At 42.4% G+C, this 18626-nt stretch carries 16 protein-coding genes and 1 tRNA gene; 15 read left to right on the forward strand and 2 right to left on the reverse strand.

Annotation, left to right across the window (positions count from 1 at the left end; genetic code table 11):
• Positions 1–66 precede the first annotated feature (66 nt).
• Positions 67–151: transfer RNA gene (locus L4C37_RS11020), tRNA-Leu, on the forward strand.
• Positions 152–299: 148 nt separating this feature from the next.
• Positions 300–1340 (forward strand): lactonase family protein, encoded by a 1041-nt coding sequence (locus L4C37_RS11025; protein ID WP_372266146.1) that lies wholly within the window; start codon positions 300–302, stop codon positions 1338–1340.
• Positions 1341–1407: 67 nt separating this feature from the next.
• Here the strand turns inward: L4C37_RS11025 and L4C37_RS11030 are convergent, their stop codons facing one another.
• Positions 1408–2583, reverse strand: a complete 1176-nt coding sequence (locus tag L4C37_RS11030) for a 2-octaprenyl-3-methyl-6-methoxy-1,4-benzoquinol hydroxylase (protein WP_273297544.1) — start codon at positions 2581–2583, stop codon at positions 1408–1410.
• Positions 2584–2873: 290 nt separating this feature from the next.
• Between L4C37_RS11030 and miaB the strand changes: the two genes are divergently transcribed.
• The 5 genes from miaB (at position 2874) to lnt (ending at position 8818) form a co-directional block, all read left to right on the forward strand.
• On the forward strand, positions 2874–4298 hold the full coding sequence (miaB, locus tag L4C37_RS11035) for a tRNA (N6-isopentenyl adenosine(37)-C2)-methylthiotransferase MiaB (protein ID WP_137374865.1): 1425 nt from the start codon (positions 2874–2876) through the stop codon (positions 4296–4298).
• 163 nt (positions 4299–4461) lie between these two features.
• The gene (locus L4C37_RS11040; RefSeq protein WP_273296160.1) at positions 4462–5550 is read left to right on the forward strand and encodes a PhoH family protein; all 1089 of its coding nucleotides are present in this window, start codon (positions 4462–4464) and stop codon (positions 5548–5550) included.
• 238 nt (positions 5551–5788) lie between these two features.
• Positions 5789–6250, forward strand: a complete 462-nt coding sequence (ybeY, locus tag L4C37_RS11045) for an rRNA maturation RNase YbeY (RefSeq protein WP_137374867.1) — start codon at positions 5789–5791, stop codon at positions 6248–6250.
• 120 nt (positions 6251–6370) lie between these two features.
• The gene (gene corC / locus L4C37_RS11050) at positions 6371–7261 is read left to right on the forward strand and encodes a CNNM family magnesium/cobalt transport protein CorC (protein ID WP_137374868.1); all 891 of its coding nucleotides are present in this window, start codon (positions 6371–6373) and stop codon (positions 7259–7261) included.
• Between the two features lie 33 nt (positions 7262–7294).
• Positions 7295–8818, forward strand: coding sequence for an apolipoprotein N-acyltransferase (gene lnt, locus L4C37_RS11055; RefSeq protein WP_429768605.1), 1524 nt, complete (start codon positions 7295–7297; stop codon positions 8816–8818).
• A 126-nt stretch (positions 8819–8944) separates the two neighbouring features.
• On the opposite strand, the gene L4C37_RS11060 is transcribed toward lnt, so the two are convergent.
• Positions 8945–9415 carry a zinc ribbon-containing protein gene (locus tag L4C37_RS11060; protein WP_429768607.1) on the reverse strand — a complete coding sequence of 157 codons (471 nt, stop codon included), beginning with the start codon at positions 9413–9415 and terminating at the stop codon, positions 8945–8947.
• 117 nt (positions 9416–9532) lie between these two features.
• Here L4C37_RS11060 and leuS point away from each other — a divergent pair, with 117 nt between their 5' ends.
• From leuS to L4C37_RS11100, 8 genes are all read left to right on the forward strand, one after another.
• Positions 9533–12109, forward strand: coding sequence for a leucine--tRNA ligase (leuS, locus tag L4C37_RS11065; RefSeq protein ID WP_137374871.1), 2577 nt, complete (start codon positions 9533–9535; stop codon positions 12107–12109).
• Between the two features lie 172 nt (positions 12110–12281).
• Entirely contained in the window at positions 12282–12902 is a 621-nt protein-coding gene (locus L4C37_RS11070) for an LPS-assembly lipoprotein LptE (RefSeq protein ID WP_273295475.1), read from the forward strand.
• A 12-nt stretch (positions 12903–12914) separates the two neighbouring features.
• Entirely contained in the window at positions 12915–13940 is a 1026-nt protein-coding gene (holA, locus tag L4C37_RS11075) for a DNA polymerase III subunit delta (protein ID WP_429768608.1), read from the forward strand.
• A gap of 50 nt (positions 13941–13990) precedes the next feature.
• Positions 13991–14308, forward strand: coding sequence for a ribosome silencing factor (gene rsfS / locus L4C37_RS11080; RefSeq protein WP_429768609.1), 318 nt, complete (start codon positions 13991–13993; stop codon positions 14306–14308).
• 3 nt (positions 14309–14311) lie between these two features.
• Positions 14312–14782 carry a 23S rRNA (pseudouridine(1915)-N(3))-methyltransferase RlmH gene (rlmH, locus tag L4C37_RS11085; RefSeq protein WP_137374875.1) on the forward strand — a complete coding sequence of 157 codons (471 nt, stop codon included), beginning with the start codon at positions 14312–14314 and terminating at the stop codon, positions 14780–14782.
• A 6-nt stretch (positions 14783–14788) separates the two neighbouring features.
• Positions 14789–16681 carry a penicillin-binding protein 2 gene (gene mrdA / locus L4C37_RS11090; protein ID WP_429768610.1) on the forward strand — a complete coding sequence of 631 codons (1893 nt, stop codon included), beginning with the start codon at positions 14789–14791 and terminating at the stop codon, positions 16679–16681.
• A complete protein-coding gene (rodA, locus tag L4C37_RS11095; protein ID WP_429768611.1) occupies positions 16681–17802 on the forward strand; it encodes a rod shape-determining protein RodA in 1122 nt (373 codons plus the stop codon). The genes mrdA and rodA overlap by 1 nt, the downstream gene beginning before the upstream one ends.
• 3 nt (positions 17803–17805) lie before the next feature.
• A complete protein-coding gene (locus L4C37_RS11100; RefSeq protein WP_429768612.1) occupies positions 17806–18612 on the forward strand; it encodes a septal ring lytic transglycosylase RlpA family protein in 807 nt (268 codons plus the stop codon).
• Positions 18613–18626: the final 14 nt, after the last annotated feature.

The raw sequence follows: 18626 nt of genomic DNA on the forward strand, positions 1-18626 counted from the left end.
CCATAAGTCTTCTTAACTATATACTCTTCGCTAGGCTCTTTGCTTAGGTTAGAGGAAAGCTTTGCTGCGGTCGTGGCGGAATTGGTAGACGCACCAGATTTAGGTTCTGGCGCCGAGAGGTGTGAGAGTTCAAGTCTCTCCGACCGCACCATTATTAGAAACCCAGCTTTTAGCTGGGTTTTCTTCTATCTGGTATCTAGTAAATCTGTAATACATATCACTAATAATTCATATTTTTTTGCTCATCAACTATTACTTTTTAGTAGACAATAACGTTCACATACAAAAGAGTGAGCACTATGAAAAGTATCCCCCTAAATATCGGATGTTACACAGACTCCCCAAGTAAGAGTAAAGGTATCTACCAAGTAGTACTTGATTTAAAAACAGGTACACTTTCTGATCTTGAATTAGCGGTAGCCTGCAGAAACCCCTCTTTTGTACTTTCTACTAACCTAGGCTTATATGCCATTTCTGAAGTTGACCAGCAATCGAGTCCAAAACTGCTGCATATTCCTGAGGCACTCTCTTCAACGAAAGTAAACTCTAAAGCTATTTCTGGTGATCATCCATGCCATATTGCGATATCTTCGGATAGAAAATATATAATCACATCGCAATACTCATCCGGATCATTCGATATATTTAGTCTTAAGATCAATGGCAGTATCGATAAAAAACTATTAACTCTCTCATCTAGTGGGAAGGGACCACATCCAGATAGGCAAACAAGATCACACGCTCACCAATGTGTTTTTTTAGAATCTGAATCTCAGTTTGCAACCGTTGATTTAGGTGCTGATCAGATTTGTTTTTATTGCTTCGATGAAGAACAAGATGAGATTTTAAATCAACCAACCCAGATAATTAACGTCCCTCCAGGCAGTGGTCCTAGGCATTTAACATTCAATGATGCAGAAACTACATGTTATGTAGCTTGCGAATTATCTGAAACAATCTTAGTTCTGAGCAAAGAATATGGTTCTTGGAACCAGATACAAGAAATAGACTCACTGCAACAGGCGGCAAAAGGTGAAGCAGTAGCGGCGATAAAACTCTCACCGGACGGAAAGTTTTTGTATGTTTCAAACAGGCATCAATCAGAGATTAGTTGCTTTAAAATATGCGCACTGAGTCATAAACTTGATTTTATAGGTAGCTACTCTACTGAAGGGGAGTTTCCACGAGATTTCTTGATTACTCAAGATGGTAATTGGCTTGTTGCAGCTAACCAGCAATCAAACAATTTAACGTCATTTAAGATCGATAAAGAATCAGGCGCTCTTTGTTACACCCAGTCTTCACTCACTCTTGATGCTCCTGTTTGTATCTCAGGCTGATGCGTATGAAAAAGGAGAGCAAAGCGCTCTCCTTACAGTATCTCAAACAACTTTTATTAATTAAGCTTTAAAGACCTAAGGCATATTTTAATACCTTATCTTTAATAGGTCCTGACTGCTCCGCCACCTTTAACGCAGCGTTCCTCACGAATTTTAATGGTCCTATATCATTACTAAAGGTCTTATAGAAGAAATCCATTCCACCTTGCATCAGTAGATTATCTCCACGACGACGGGCTTGATACCGCCGTGCCACTAAATCAGATAAACCACCCTTCTCTTGGCTGGCTTCTAATAATACAGACACATCCTTAAAGCCTAAATTCACGCCCTGCCCTGCTAATGGGTTAATAGTATGAGCAGAATCTCCTACCAAAATGCAGTTATTTTTTGAGTATTGCTGAGCATGACGACGAGTAAGAGGGAAAGAGCCAGACTGAAGAACTTTAATGTCACCAAGTTCAGGTGGAAAATGAGACTTAATTTCAGATCTCAATTGCTCTTTACCCATATTAGAAAGCTGGCGAATTCTTGACGGCGAGTCATACCAAACCAAAGAACCTTGCCCTTGCAACTTATCAGAAGCTATTAGAGAAGGAAGGGGAAGAAAAGAACGAGGTCCAGAAGAGGTAAATTGCTGCCAAGTAATATCTTGTTGGGGTAACTCTGTTGCAACATTGATTAGCATGCAATGTTGTCGATAGTCCCAAGCCGTAATGCCAATTCCGGCTTGCTGTCGAACGGCTGAGTTTGCACCATCTGCACCAACTACCCACTTCGCTGACAACCGAGCGCCTGATTGAAGCTTAACTATGTTGATTTCACCAAATTCAATCGTATCCAGTTTTTCAGGACACAATAGTTCCAAATTATCGTAGGCGCTAAACTCAGCCCATAAACCTAATTGAATAAGCCGATTTTCTACAATATAGCCTAGACGTGGTAATTCTAAGGACTCAGCATCAAACCGTGTACGACACTCTGGATGTTCCCAAGTCTCTAAACGACTATACGAACATACCCGCATTGACTCTATCGCGTCCCATGCGCCTAATTCATTGAGTAAGTCGACAGACGCTTGCGAGATAGCCGACACTCGAATATCCATTGGTTGTGATGCTTCAAAAGGCTTAGGAGACAAACCATCAACTACAGCAACCTTCATACCCTGTTTAGCAAAGCCTATTGCGGTTGCAGCGCCAACCATGCCACCACCAACTACTACAATGTCATAAGTATTCATATTGGTACTTTATCAATTTGATTTATTAACTGTTTTTAATTGTACGTTCTCATAACCAAATTGTAACCCAAAACCTTATCCTGCATATGGTCAAAGCCCTTACCTAGCCTGACGTTAAATAGATTTGAGCCAATCACTAGTCAGTAGGTTTTTAAACCAGTACAATACGCCGCTTGCCGCTGAGCAGCCAGCTGTGACAAAGAAATACACGAAGATTACAGTAAGGCTAAGCGGATATACACTGGGCGATTTGCTCCCTTAAATTAAACTAACGATCGAGCGAACAAAAAATGAGTAAGAAACTGCTAATTAAAACTTGGGGCTGTCAGATGAATGAATACGATTCATCAAAAATGGCCGACCTGCTTAACGCTGCAAATGGCTATGAGCTAACTGAAGTACCTGAAGAAGCAGACGTACTACTCCTGAATACTTGTTCTATCCGCGAAAAAGCACAAGAGAAAGTATTCCACCAACTTGGTCGTTGGAAAACACTAAAAGATAAAAAAGAAGGTGTGGTAATCGGTGTGGGTGGCTGTGTTGCTACTCAAGAAGGTGATCACATCCGTCAACGTGCACCATACGTAGACGTTATCTTTGGTCCACAAACTCTACACCGCCTGCCAGAAATGATTAAATCATCACTGTCTAATGAAAAGCCAGTAATGGATATTTCTTTCCCTGAGATTGAGAAGTTCGATAACCTTCCAGAACCAAAAGCGGACGGCGCAACTGCGTTCGTTTCTATCATGGAAGGTTGTTCTAAGTACTGCACTTACTGCGTTGTACCGTACACTCGTGGTGAAGAAGTTAGCCGTCCAATGGATGATGTACTCTTTGAAGTTGCTCAGTTAGCAGAACAAGGTGTACGTGAAGTTAACCTACTGGGTCAGAACGTAAACGCATACCGCGGTCCAACACACGAAGGTGATATCTGTACATTCGCAGAACTTCTTCGTCTCGTTGCTTCTATCGATGGCATCGACCGCATTCGTTTCACGACAAGCCACCCGCTTGAGTTTGGTGACGACATCATTGAAGTTTACAAAGACACACCGGAACTAGTGAGCTTCCTTCACCTACCAGTACAAAGTGGTAGTGACCGCATTCTTACTATGATGAAGCGTCCTCACACTGCAATCGAATACAAATCAATTATTCGTAAACTGCGTAAAGCTCGTCCTGGTATTCAAATCAGCTCGGATTTTATTGTTGGTTTCCCAGGTGAATCTAAGCAAGATTTCCAAGATACAATGAAGCTAATTAAAGAAGTTGATTTCGATATGAGCTTCAGCTTTGTTTTCTCTCCTCGCCCTGGCACGCCAGCAGCAGATTACCCGTGTGATGTTCCTGCACAAGAGAAAAAAGATCGCCTGTGGGAACTGCAACAGACAGTAAACACACAAGCTATGCGTTTCTCTCGTCTAATGCTAGACACAGAGCAGCGTATTCTTGTTGAAGGTCCATCAAGAAAGAACCTAATGGAGCTTCGTGGTCGTACAGAAAACAGCCGTGTTGTGAACTTCGAAGGTTCTGCTGATCTTATCGGTCAATTCGTAGATGTGAAGATCACAGAGGTATACACAAACTCGCTGCGCGGTGAGTTAGTTCGTACAGAAAAAGACATGGGTCTACGCGTTGTAATGACTCCAGCAGAAATGATGGAAAAAACAAAACGCGAAGACGAGCTAGGTGTAGCGACATTTACGCCATAGGCAATACAACTGTTTGAGCACAAAGCGCAAACACAAAGCTTGAAATTACCTAACTAAGTGACCATCTTAGAAATAGGGATATCACCATCAGAAGCCCGGTCTAAATCGGGCTTCTTGCTCTTTTTTTTATTTAAGAGTGAGTGGCACAAAATGAGAGGCTAATTTGAGCAATAAAATCGTTACCTTAGAGATAAATCTAGAGCCAGCAGACAACAAGCGCTTGGCAAGTTTATGCGGACCATTCGACGACAACATCAAGCACCTTGAGCGTCGTCTTGGTGTTGAGATTAATTACCGTAGCAACTTCTTCACGATTGTTGGTAAGCCTCACACCACAGCCGCAGCTTTAGACATCATCAAACACCTCTATGTTGAAACAGCTCCAATTAAAGGCAACATAATCGATATCGAACCAGAACAAGTGCATCTGGCAGTCACTGAGTCTGGCATTTTGGAGCAACACGCCGAGTCTGAAATTGACTACGGTAAAGAAGTAACCATTAAGACTAAAAAAGGCGTGATCAAACCTCGTACGCCAAATCAAGCACAATACTTAATGAACATGGTCACCCATGACATCACCTTTGGTATTGGTCCTGCTGGTACAGGTAAAACTTACCTAGCCGTTGCAGCAGCTGTCGATGCACTTGAACGTCAAGAAGTTCGTCGAATTTTACTGACTCGCCCTGCTGTTGAAGCCGGAGAGAAACTTGGCTTTCTACCGGGTGATTTAAGCCAAAAAGTAGACCCATATTTACGTCCACTTTACGATGCTCTCTTTGAGATGCTTGGCTTCGAGCGTGTTGAGAAGCTGATTGAACGTAACGTGATTGAAGTTGCACCATTGGCTTACATGCGTGGTCGAACATTAAATGATGCATTTATCATTCTTGATGAGAGCCAGAACACCACGGTAGAACAGATGAAAATGTTCTTAACCCGTATCGGTTTTAACTCACGCGCGGTAATCACGGGTGATATCACTCAAATTGACTTACCTCGCGGCGCTAAGTCAGGTCTGCGCCACGCGACTGAAGTGCTTAGTGAAGTGGATGACATTAGCTTTAACTTCTTCATGTCTGAAGACGTCGTTCGCCACCCTGTGGTTGCTCGTATCGTCAACGCTTATGAAAAATGGGAAGCCAAAGATCAAAAAGAACGTAAAGAGACTGAAAAACGTCGACGTGAAGAACGTGAAGCAAAGCTAGTAGAAGCTCAAGCAGTACACGCTCAATCGGATACAAGTTCATAAACTGATCTAAAGATGATTAGCTCATTGATGATTAAAACTGAGAATGCGTCGATTTAGCATGAATCATAAATAAATCTATTCGTGGTTCATGGATTTTGTGATTTGGGACCTTAAAGTTTATAGAGCTTAAGGTTCATGAAATAACGAGCTTCCATGGACGTTACGTTACCGATTGATACAAAATATAAATCTGCAAAAGCAGAATAAAATGATAAAAGCTGGAACAAGGTGATACACAATGTCTATTGAACTAGATCTGCAACTTGCGGTCGAAAATGAACAAGATCTTCCAACAGAAAAAGATATACAACTTTGGCTAGATAAAACGATCACTGCATTTCAACCTGATGCTGAACTAACAGTTCGTATTGTTGATACTAAAGAAAGCCACCAGCTAAATCACGAATACCGTGGAAAAGATAAACCAACCAATGTGTTATCTTTTCCCTTTGAAGCGCCTCCGGGTTTTGAAATCGACCTACTTGGTGATCTTGTTATCTGTAAGCAGGTCGTCGAAAAAGAAGCTAAAGAGCAAAATAAGCCTCTGCTAGCACACTGGGCGCATATGATTGTACACGGCAGTCTCCATCTGCTAGGTTATGATCATATTGATGATGACGACGCTGAAGAGATGGAGTCACTCGAAACAGAAATCATGCAAGATATGGGTTTTGAAGACCCTTATATTCTAGAAAAGTAAATTGATTCTAGTAAAGTAAATTGCAGAGAAACAATAGCTCATCGAACTTATGGTAATCATAAGAGTCTGAGTTGTTATGTGTGCTATCACACATTTGATAGCGTTATTTTTTGAGAAATCATGAACGAAGGTATCCCCCCCTCATCTGAGGGAAGTAAAAAATCTGAAGGTCCGAGTAGAAAGTCCTTCTTTGAACGCCTAGGCCAACTATTTCAAGGTGAAGTAAAAGACCGCCAAGAGCTCGTAGATGTCATCCGCGACTCTGAAATTAATGACCTGATTGACCATGACACCCGAGATATGCTTGAAGGTGTAATGGAAATCTCCGAGATGCGAGTACGCGATATTATGCTGCCTCGCTCTCAGATGGTTACAGTTGAACGCACCGATGATCTAGATACATTAATCGGTCTTCTTACTGATGCTCAACACTCCCGCTACCCAGTGATTAGTGAAGACAAAGACCATGTAGAAGGCATTCTATTAGCGAAGGACCTACTTAAGTATTTAGGCTCAGACAGTGCCCCATTCGACATAGAGCAAGTGATACGCCAAGCAGTGGTTGTTCCTGAAAGCAAGCGAGTAGATCGTTTGTTGAAAGAATTCCGCGAAGAGCGTTACCACATGGCTATCGTAGTCGATGAATTTGGCGGTGTTTCTGGTCTAGTAACCATTGAAGATATCCTCGAAGAAATCGTTGGTGAAATTGAAGACGAATTTGACGACGAAGAAGAACTCGATATTCGCAAGTTAAGTAAGCATACTTTTTCGGTAAAAGCTTTAACAACCATTGAAGAGTTTAACTCTACGTTCAATACGAGCTTCAGTGATGATGAAGTGGATACAGTGGGTGGTATGGTCATGACTGCATTTGGTCACTTACCTACTCGCGGTGAAATAGTAGAACTCGAACACTACCATTTCAAAGTTATGTCAGCAGATAATCGACGAGTCATCCAACTCCAAGTCACTATCCCTGACGAACAACCTCTTCCAACAGTCGAAGAATAACGAATTCTCTGTATCAAGAGACAAGAAAATTAGATGACTAAACTATTTACTCATCGCCTACTACGGTCGCTTGCGGCCGTTTTTGTTGGCGCTTTAACAACCCTCGCATTCGCTCCCTATCAAATCTGGCCTATTGCTATTCTTAGCCCTGCCTTGCTTTTATTCTTGATAAATAATCAAAGTGCAAGAAGTGCATTATGGATAGGCTATGCATGGGGATTTGGTCAATTCGCTTCTGGTATCAGCTGGGTTTATGTCAGCATTGATGGCTTTGGTGGAATGCCACTTGCCGCCAACCTTTTCCTAATGGCACTGCTCGTTGGCTACCTCGCTATTTACTCCGGGCTATTTTCTTGGGGGCTTAATCGATATTTCCCTAGCAATAATTTATCTCGCTTCTTTCTTGCAGCGCCTGCTTTATGGCTAATTACCGATTGGTTGCGCGGTTGGGTAATGACAGGCTTCCCGTGGCTCTGGCTGGGGTACAGCCAAATAGATGCACCGATGGGCTCATTTGCACCGATTGGCGGTGTTGAGTTAATCACACTCGCAATTATTATTTCTGCGTCAGCTATTACTTACAGCGCCATAAATAAATCGTGGTCTCTACTTTTGATCCCAATGGTTATTTTAAGTACTGGTTTTGGCATCAGGAATGTTGAGTGGGTCACCCCAAATCCTGAGAAGACAACGTCTGTTGCGCTCATTCAAGGTAATGTCGACCAAGATTTGAAATGGTTACCAAGCCAACGCTGGCCAACCATAATGAAATATACAGATGCAAGTCGCCAAAATTGGGATGCTGACATCATCATTTGGCCAGAAGCAGCAATCCCCGCTTTTGAATTAGAAATACCATCATTTCTAAGTAATCTAGATAGCGCAGCTAAAATGAATAACAGCGCGATCATCACTGGGGTTTTGAATCAGTCAGATGACAGTAAATACTACAACAGTATTCTATCGTTAGGAGTGAATCCTTACGGTGACTACACTTACGATCCAAACGAACGTTACCACAAACACCACTTATTACCATTTGGAGAGTTTGTACCTTTTGAGGATATCTTGCGTCCGTTAGCACCATTCTTTAATTTGCCAATGTCGTCATTTAGCCGTGGTAATTTTGTCCAACAAAATGTAGTCGCGAATGGTCGCCATCTTGCTCCGGCTTTATGTTATGAGATCATATTTAATGAGCAAGTCAGACAAAATATTACGGATGACACAGATTTCATTCTGACTCTTTCTAATGACGCGTGGTTTGGTCGTTCTATCGGTCCCTTGCAACATATGGAGATTGCAAGGATGAGAGCTTTAGAGCTAGGTAAGCCCCTAATACGCTCTACCAATAATGGTGTGACAGCCGTAACTGATCACAAAGGTAAAATCATAGAACAAGTGCCACAGTTTGAAACCGCAATCTTAAAAGCGGAGTTAACCTCAACTGACGGACAAACTCCTTATCGAATAGTAGGTACCTGGCCTCTCTATATTTTGGTTGCTTTAAGTATGGTGATTGCTTTTATTAATCGTCGAAAAGAAACCCTTGCATAGAATGATAAAAAACGGCTCCTAGTGTCTGGTAAAAACCAAATTCTAGGAGCCGTTTCTATAGCTTAGCTTTATATCTGAACTCTTAGCTTCTGCATTTCTGCATTTCTGCATTTCTGCATTAAAGTACTAAGGCTTTAAAGCTTTTCGAGTAAAGGCTGTTGAGTGACATTTCGTACATGGAATAATTTGCGTCGCATGGTTATAGTCGGTTTGGTGCCCGCATTCATCGCAAATTAACGTTCCTAAACCAATGACTTCCCCACTTTGGTACAAGCCTTGATGCTCTAGATCTTGGAAAAGCTCAACCCATTCAACTTTAGTCTTATCAGTAATATCGAGTAAACCCTGCCAAACTGAATCTGCAATCATCAAATAAAATGGACCACTTTTGCTCTCTTCATAGTTATCTGAGAACTCTTTAAGATCCGATTTAACATAAGCTGAAATGAGTGATATTTCATCTTTAGTCATGTCATTGGCGGCTTTAGCAAGCTGACTAGATGTCTCTAGCTTATTATTAAACTCTTCTGGGCTATGTTTGAGTGTCTCAATTACATCGTCCATTAACTCTTCATAAAGCGCTTTTTTCTTAGGCATAAGCCACCTCCATAGCATTGACTATTGTTGTACTACGTTCCTTTAGGTATTCTATGTCGATCTGTAAGATTCTGTTCTAACCGAACTCACAAATTCCAAGATAACCGGATACCATCGATGCAAGAACAATATAACCCGCAAGAGATTGAACAAAAGGTTCAACAACACTGGGACAACAACGAAACCTTCGTTGTAAGTGAAGACCCAAATAAAGAAAAATTCTACTGTCTTTCTATGTTCCCTTACCCAAGTGGTCGACTGCACATGGGTCACGTGCGTAACTACACGATCGGTGATGTGGTATCTCGCTTCCAACGTCTACAAGGCAAAAACGTAATGCAACCTATCGGTTGGGATGCGTTTGGTCTACCTGCTGAAAACGCAGCAGTAAAAAACAAGACAGCTCCAGCACCATGGACTTATGAAAACATTGAGTACATGAAAAACCAGCTTAAGCTTCTAGGCTTTGGTTACGACTGGAAACGTGAATTCGCGACTTGTACACCTGAATACTACCGCTGGGAACAAGAGTTCTTCACTAAGCTTTACGAAAAAGGCTTAGTTTACAAGAAGACTTCTTCTGTTAACTGGTGCCCGAACGACCAAACTGTACTTGCAAACGAGCAAGTAGAAGACGGTTGCTGCTGGCGTTGTGACACTCCAGTAGAACAAAAGAAAATTCCACAGTGGTTCATTAAAATCACTGAGTACGCTCAAGAGCTACTAGACGACCTAGACAACCTTGAAGGTTGGCCTGAAATGGTTAAGACCATGCAGCGTAACTGGATCGGTCGCTCTGAAGGTGTTGAGCTATCTTTCGCTGTTAACGGTGAAGAAGCGCCACTAGAAGTGTACACAACTCGTCCTGATACATTAATGGGTGTTTCTTACGTAGGTATCGCTGCAGGTCACCCACTTGCAGAGAAAGCATCTCAAAACAACCCTGAGCTTGCAGCATTCGTTGAAGAATGTCGCAACACTAAAGTTGCTGAAGCTGAACTAGCAACGATGGAAAAGAAAGGTATGGATACTGGCTTAACAGCTATCCACCCTCTTAATGGTCGTGTTGTTCCTGTTTACGTAGCAAACTTCGTTCTTATGGATTACGGCACAGGTGCGGTAATGGCGGTTCCAGCTCACGATCAACGTGACTACGAATTCGCAACTAAGTACGGCATCGATATCATCCCAGTAATCAAACCTGAAGATGGTTCTGAACTAGACGTTTCTGAAGCGGCTTACACTGAAAAAGGTGTACTGTTCGATTCTGGTGAATTCGATGGTCTTGCGTTCCAAGAAGCATTTGATGCAATTGCTGCGAAGCTTGAAGCTGAAGGCAAAGGTAAGAAGACAGTAAACTTCCGCCTACGTGACTGGGGTGTTTCTCGTCAGCGTTACTGGGGCGCTCCAATCCCAATGGTAACGACTGAAGATGGTGAAGTTCACCCTGTACCTGCGGATCAACTACCAGTTATTCTTCCAGAAGACGTGGTAATGGATGGTGTAACTAGCCCAATCAAGGCAGACAAATCTTGGGCTGAAACAACATTCAATGGCGAACCTGCTCTACGTGAGACTGACACCTTTGATACGTTCATGGAGTCTTCTTGGTACTACGCACGTTACTGTTCACCACAAGCTGACGACATTCTAGATCCAGAGAAAGCAAACTACTGGTTACCAGTTGACCAATACGTTGGTGGTATCGAGCACGCATGTATGCACCTGCTTTACTCTCGCTTCTTCCACAAGTTGCTACGCGATGCAGGTTACGTAACGTCTGACGAACCGTTCAAACAACTACTATGTCAAGGCATGGTTCTAGCGGATGCGTTCTACCATGAGAACGAGAAAGGTACGAAAGAATGGATCGCACCGACTGACGTAACCGTTGAACGCGATGGTAAAGGTCGCATTGAATCAGCAGTTGATAACGAAGGTCGCAATGTTGAACACTCAGGCATGATCAAAATGTCTAAGTCGAAAAACAACGGTATCGACCCGCAAGAGATGGTAGACAAATACGGTGCAGATACCGTGCGTCTATTCATGATGTTTGCTTCTCCTGCAGACATGACTCTTGAATGGCAAGAGTCTGGCGTTGAAGGCGCTAACCGCTTCCTTAAACGCGTTTGGAAACTGGTTCACGCACACTCTTCTAAAGGTGCTGCTGAATCTGTTGATCCTTCTGCTCTATCTGGTGATCAAAAAGCGCTTCGTCGTGACGTTCACAAGACTATTGCTAAAGTAACGGACGATATCGATCGTCGCCAAACGTTTAACACGGCAATCGCTGCAATCATGGAGTTAATGAACAAGCTTGCTAAGGCACCTCAAGAATCAGCACAAGATCGTGCAATCCTTGATGAAGCTCTAAAAGCAGTAGTTCGTATGCTTTACCCAATGACTCCACACATCTCTTACGAAATGTGGATTGCTTTAGGTGAATCAAACGTAGACTCAGCAACATGGCCAACTTTCGATGAGAAAGCGCTAGTTGAAGACGAGAAAACAATTGTTGTTATGATCAACGGTAAGCTACGTGCGAAACTGACTGTTGCAGCTGATGCAACGGAAGAGCAAGTTCGTGAGCTTGGTCTAAACGACGAGAATGCTAAGAAGTTCCTAGATGGCTTAACGATTCGTAAAGTTATCTTCGTACCAGGTAAGCTTCTTAATATCGTTGCTAACTAATCGTATTGAGCGAATTTAGTTAAACAGTTTAAAACGAACTTAATTCATTTTTAGCTGTCTCTAGACAGGGTATTTTATGCCCTGTCTACTTATTTAAGTGCTTTAAATCAACGAACACTAAACCTTTAAAGTCCTTAAATAAGTATTCTACCTTCATGAGAGCCATAAAATAATGCGCCTGATTTCATTATCTTCATTCAAAGTTACTGTTATTGTTTTAACTGCCAGTTTGCTTAGTGCGTGCGGCTTCCACTTACGTGGCGACTATTCAGTGCCAGAAGAACTCAATAAGATTTCAGTATCTAGCTACGATCAATACAGTACCTTCACTCGTATGGTCAAAGGTCAACTGCGTATGAATGATGTAGATATTGTTTCACCATCAAGTACAACACCAAACCTACATCTGATCAGTGAAGCTATTAGCGAGCGTACTTTATCCCTTTACCAAAATACCCGAGCGGCAGAAAAAGAGCTGACATTTAATGCTTCTTACCGCGTGACGATCCCTGATCTTGGTGAAAAAACATTCTCAACCAGTGTGACTCGTAGTTACCTAGATAACCCTTTAACAGCCCTAGCTAAATCTGAAGAACGCGACATGATTGAAGATGAAATGCGTAAATTAGCGGCTAGCCAGCTCCTTCGTCAAATGGCACGCTTAAAAGCTAACATTGCTGCGAATGAAATGAACTTAGAAGAACTTGAACAGATACAAGTTAAAGAGCTAGAAAAGCAGTACAACATTAAGAATGTTGAAGTAACGCCCAGTTCAACTGAATCAGTTCAGTAATAGGCGAAATTAATGCGTATATTTGCCGACCGCTTAACCGAACAGCTGAATAAACAACTTAGCCGTGTTTACCTTATCTTTGGGAATGAGCCCCTGCTACTTCAAGAAAGTCGAGAAGCTATCCAAACAGTGGCAAAGCAGCAAGGCTTTGACGAACGTCATAGGTTTGCAATTGATAACAGCATGGACTGGAATCAAGTATACGACTGCACCCAAGCACTAAGTTTGTTTTCCAGCCGTCAGATCATTGAGTTAGAGTTGCCTGAATCTGGTGTAAATGTATCTATTGCAAAAGAGCTACTCGCACTATCCGATCATATACACGACGATATTATGCTCATTGTGGTCGGGACTAAACTGACAAAAGCTCAAGAGAACGCGAAATGGTTTAAAGCCTTATCGAACCAAGGTCATTGGGTCAGCTGTTTAACACCAGATGCCCAGCGTCTACCTCAATTTGTTCAGACTCGGTGCCGCGCTATAGGTTTATCTCCTGATGCTGAAGCCACTCAAATGCTGGCACAATGGCACGAAGGCAACCTATTTGCACTCACTCAAAGCTTAGAAAAATTAGCGCTTCAATACCCAGATGGTCAGCTCACTCTTGTCCGATTAGAAGAATCTCTCAGTAGGCACAACCATTTCACACCTTTTCACTGGATAGATGCACTTCTTTCTGGAAAAGGAAACCGTGCTCAGCGTATACTCCGCCAACTTGAAGCTGAGGGCGTAGAAGCTGTGATTTTACTGCGAAGCCTGCAAAGAGAGCTAACTCTTCTTTTGCAAATGCAGCAGCAATTGAAACAGATGCCAATTGGACAAGTATTTGATAAGTACCGTATATGGCAATCTAAAAAATCGCTTTATAACGCAGCGCTCACAAGGGTGTCGCATAAACAGCTACACTCACTGTTTGTTTTGCTAACCCAAGCTGAATTGTATGCAAAAACGCAATACGAACATTCTCCTTGGCCACTAATTCATCAGTTGAGCGTGGAGTTTTGTCTCCCATCAGCTTCGATACCATACCCAGCTTAAAAGCATGGTATGATCCAAACAACATTGTATTAAGATTTAAGGAACACCAAGTGTTACGTGAAGAATTAAAAGATTTTCTTGCTGATAAAGCCGACGACATGAAAGCCGAGTCTATTGTTACTATCGACGTAGAAGACAAATCAAGCGTTACAGATTTCATGATCGTTTGTACTGGAACATCAAAACGTCACGTAGCTTCCATTGCACAGCACGTTGCAGATGAAGTGAAGAAAGCAGGTCTTGATCCTCTAGGTATGGATGGAGAAAAAGAAGGTGAGTGGGTTGTACTAGACATGGGTACAAGCATGCTTCACGTAATGCAAGCAGAGCACCGTGAGCTATACCAACTAGAAAAGCTTTGGGGCTAAGTTTTGAAGATACAGCTAATCGCAGTTGGCACTAAAATGCCCAAATGGGTTGAAGAAGGCTTTCAAGAATATCGCCGACGCTTCCCACACGATATGCCACTTGAGCTAATTGAAATCACAGCTGGCAAACGCGGAAAAAATGCGGATATTGCTCGTATCTTACAAAAAGAAGGAGAAGCAATGCTAGCCGCAGTACCTAAAGGCAACCGCATTGTGACTCTGGATATCCCAGGTAAGAAGTGGGACACTCCACAACTTGCAGAACAACTTGAAAACTGGAAATTAGACGCTCGAGATGTGTCTATTTTGATTGGTGGTCCAGAAGGGCTGTCTCCTGCATGTAAAGCAGCAGCAGATCAAAGCTGGTCTCTTTCTGCACTAACGCTTCCACACCCTTTAGTGCGCGTTATTATGGCAGAAAGCTTATACCGAGCTTGGAGTATCACAGCCAATCATCCGTATCACAGAGAATAGGCTTTAATGTTACGCAGACGTAGCCAAATCCGTGATTACAAAGCAGAAGCACGACTATTTACTAGCCGTGCTTTTGTTGCGTTTATAGGCATTGTAATCATGATGGGCACCTTGGTTGCCAACTTGTACAATATCCAAGTCAACCAATACCAAGACTATAAAACGCGCTCAAATGACAACCGCATAAAAGTTGTCCCTATCGCCCCCAACCGCGGGCTTATTTACGATCGTAATGGGGTTTTATTAGCAGAAAACCGCCCTGTTTTTAACCTAGAACTCACCCCTGAAAAAATTAAGAATATGGACGAAACACTCGTTCGTCTTCAAGCTCTTCTCGATATCACTCCTGAACGTATTGAACGCTTTAAAGAACGACGTTATTCACGCCGCTTTAAATCTGTCCCATTACTTACTCAGCTAACAGAAAAACAAGTGGCCGTATTTTCTGTTAATCAACACAAATTTCCAGGCGTAGAAGTGACGGGCACTTTGAAACGTTTCTATCCATTCGGGGATGTACTGACACACGTTATTGGCTATGTTTCTCGTATCAATGATCGCGATATTCAACGATTAGTGAGGGAAGAAAAAGATGCGAATTACAAAGCGACTCGAGACATCGGTAAGCTTGGTATCGAGCGTTACTACGAAGATATGCTACATGGTACGGCTGGCTATCAAGAAGTCGAAGTAAACAGCCGTGGTCGAGTGATTCGTACCTTAAAATTTGTCCCTGCGATTCCGGGTAAAGATATTGTCTTAAACTTAGATATCGACTTACAGCTTTACGTTCACAAACTATTAGATGGTCGAAGAGGCTCAGCCGTTGTCCTTGATCCAAAAGATAACGGTGTTTTAGCGATGGTTTCTAGCCCAAGCTACGATCCAAATGCTTTTGTGCATGGTATCTCAAGTAAAAACTACAATGCCCTGCTAACTGACAATAACCGTCCATTAGTAAACAGAGCGACACTTGGCATCTACCCTCCTGCATCAACGATTAAACCGTTCATCGCAGTGGCGGCACTTCAAGAAGGCGTGATTACTCCTAAAACGACTCGTAATGATCCAGGCTACTGGAAAATCCCAAACTCTAAAACTAAGCCATTTAGAGACTGGTTACGCTGGGGGCACGGTGTTGTTGATATAAGCAAAGCAATTGAAGAATCTGTAGATACTTTCTTTTACCAAATCGCTTTTGATATGGGTATTGACCGCATATCTTCTTGGATGATGATGTTTGGTTTCGGTGATTACACCGGCATTGATATTTACGAAGAAAGCAAAGCTAATATGCCGACTCGTGATTGGAAAATGGCGAGGCACCGCACACCTTGGTATCAAGGTGATACAATCCCTGTAGGTATAGGGCAGGGTTATTGGACGGCAACCCCAATGCAAATAGCAAAAGCAACATCAGTACTCGTTAATGATGGTACTGTTATTGCCCCTCACCTATTGCGCTCAACTATCGAAAATAGCCAGGCATTTACTACACAGCAATTATCAGAAGTAGAGACTTATCCGCCAGTTTCAGGTGTACCTCAAACATACTGGAATATAGCCAAAGACGGCATGATGCTGGTTAACCATGGTAAGAAAGGAACAGCCCGTCGATCTTTCCAAAAAATGTCGTACATAACGGCAGGTAAATCCGGCACAGCGCAAGTCTTCGGACTAAAAGAAGATGAAGAGTATAACGCTGATGAAATAGCAGAACATCTGCGAGACCACGCTTTATTTACTGGCTTTGCTCCACTTGAAGATCCACAAGCGATCGTTACCATCGTTCTTGAAAACGCTGGCGGAGGCTCCTCAAACGGTGGACCAGTGGTAAGACGAATATTCGACCATATTATTCTTGGCTCAGATAAAGCCAAAGATAAGGCAACAAAATAATGAAACTTGATCCTTCAACAGGGCAAAACCGAGCTTTATTTGAACGGTTCCATATCGATCTCCCATTGTTACTTGGCATCCTTGTTCTAATGGGATTCGCGTTACTAATAATGTATAGCGCCAGTGGTCAAAGTTTAGCAATGATGGACCGCCAAGCCATGCGAATGGCTCTATCTCTAGGCGTGATGCTAATACTGGCTCAAATCCCTCCGCGGACGTATGAAACTCTTGCTCCTATCTTATTTGCTGGTGGCATTATTTTACTGCTAGGGGTTCTATTTTTTGGTGAAGCATCAAAAGGAGCACAGCGCTGGTTGAATCTAGGGTTTGTTCGTTTTCAGCCATCTGAACTCCTCAAACTTGCCGTTCCTTTAATGCTTGCACGCTTTATCGGTAAACGAGCTTTACCACCAACATTGCAAACTTTGGCTATCTCTTTAGTGATGGTTTTTGTACCCACGATATTAATTGCAAAACAGCCCGATCTTGGTACATCAATTCTAATCGCAGCGTCAGGTATCTTCGTTATTTTCTTAGCTGGGATTAGCTGGAAAATAATCACTGGTGCCGCCTTGGCTTTAGGGGCATTTGTCCCTGTTTTATGGTTCTTCTTGATGAGGGAATACCAAAAAGTACGTGTGAGAACATTGTTTGACCCTGAATCTGACCCTCTAGGCGCGGGGTATCACATTATTCAAAGTAAAATTGCGATTGGATCTGGAGGAATTTCAGGAAAAGGTTGGCTGCAAGGCACTCAATCACAATTGGAGTTTTTACCTGAGCGACATACCGACTTTATTTTTGCCGTTATTGCTGAAGAATGGGGAATGGTTGGGATCTTATTCTTACTTTCTATCTACTTATTTATCATTGGTCGAGGGTTAATTCTTGCTAGCCAGGCACAAACCGCTTTTGGTCGCATGATGGCAGGTAGTATTGTATTGAGCTTCTTTGTTTATATTTTTGTAAATATTGGCATGGTAAGCGGCATTCTTCCGGTAGTCGGTGTTCCACTACCATTAGTCAGTTACGGAGGTACCTCTATGGTTACCTTAATGGCTGGTTTTGGCATGTTGATGTCAATTCATACACACAGAAAAGCATTTTCAAAGGCAACTTAATCCATGCTATTAAAAAAATCGTCTGCTAAACAATGGGCGGCAATTTCAGGTTTGGTCATTTTAATCAACGGTTGTTCTGCACCGTCAGGTCGCTACTCGATTGATTCAGATATTGCACCTGACGCACCAATTTCAGTCGAACACTTAGAAGATGCTCACCCGAAATATGAACCTTATAGCCTAGGTGGAAATACAAATTACACTCTCCGTGGCAGTGATTACATCATAGTAAAAGATACAAAAGGCTTTACTGAAGAAGGTAGAGCGTCTTGGTACGGTGAGAAATTTCACGGGCACCTCACTTCAAATGGTGAGATTTATGACATGTACTCAATGTCAGCAGCTCATAAAACTTTACCTATTCCAAGCTATGTAAAAGTGACCAACACCGATAATGGAAAAACAACCATCGTACGTGTGAATGACCGAGGTCCATTTCACGAAGGCAGGATCATTGACCTAAGTTACGCAGCGGCGTATAAGTTAGACGTATTAAAAACGGGTACAGCCAACGTTAAAATTGAAGTCATTACTGTTGAGATGCCGACTGATGCAAAGAAGAAAGCAGCTCTACCGCAATACATTATTCAAATAGCTACATCACCTCATAAAGAACGAACTGAACGTTTGGCTATCGATATGAGTGAAAAACTGTCAGTTGGAAGCTTTGTACAATCGGAAAATGGCAAGCATAGACTCATGCTAGGTCCATTTCATGACTATGCGCTAACCCAAGAAACGCTAGAACAAGTTAAAGTAGCCGGCTATCCGTCAGCTTTCATCAAAAAACAAACTATGGCGCGTCAATAATCAAGAACAACTTC

This window comes from Vibrio kagoshimensis (assembly GCF_050337535.1).
GTDB classification, from domain to species: domain Bacteria; phylum Pseudomonadota; class Gammaproteobacteria; order Enterobacterales; family Vibrionaceae; genus Vibrio; species Vibrio gallaecicus.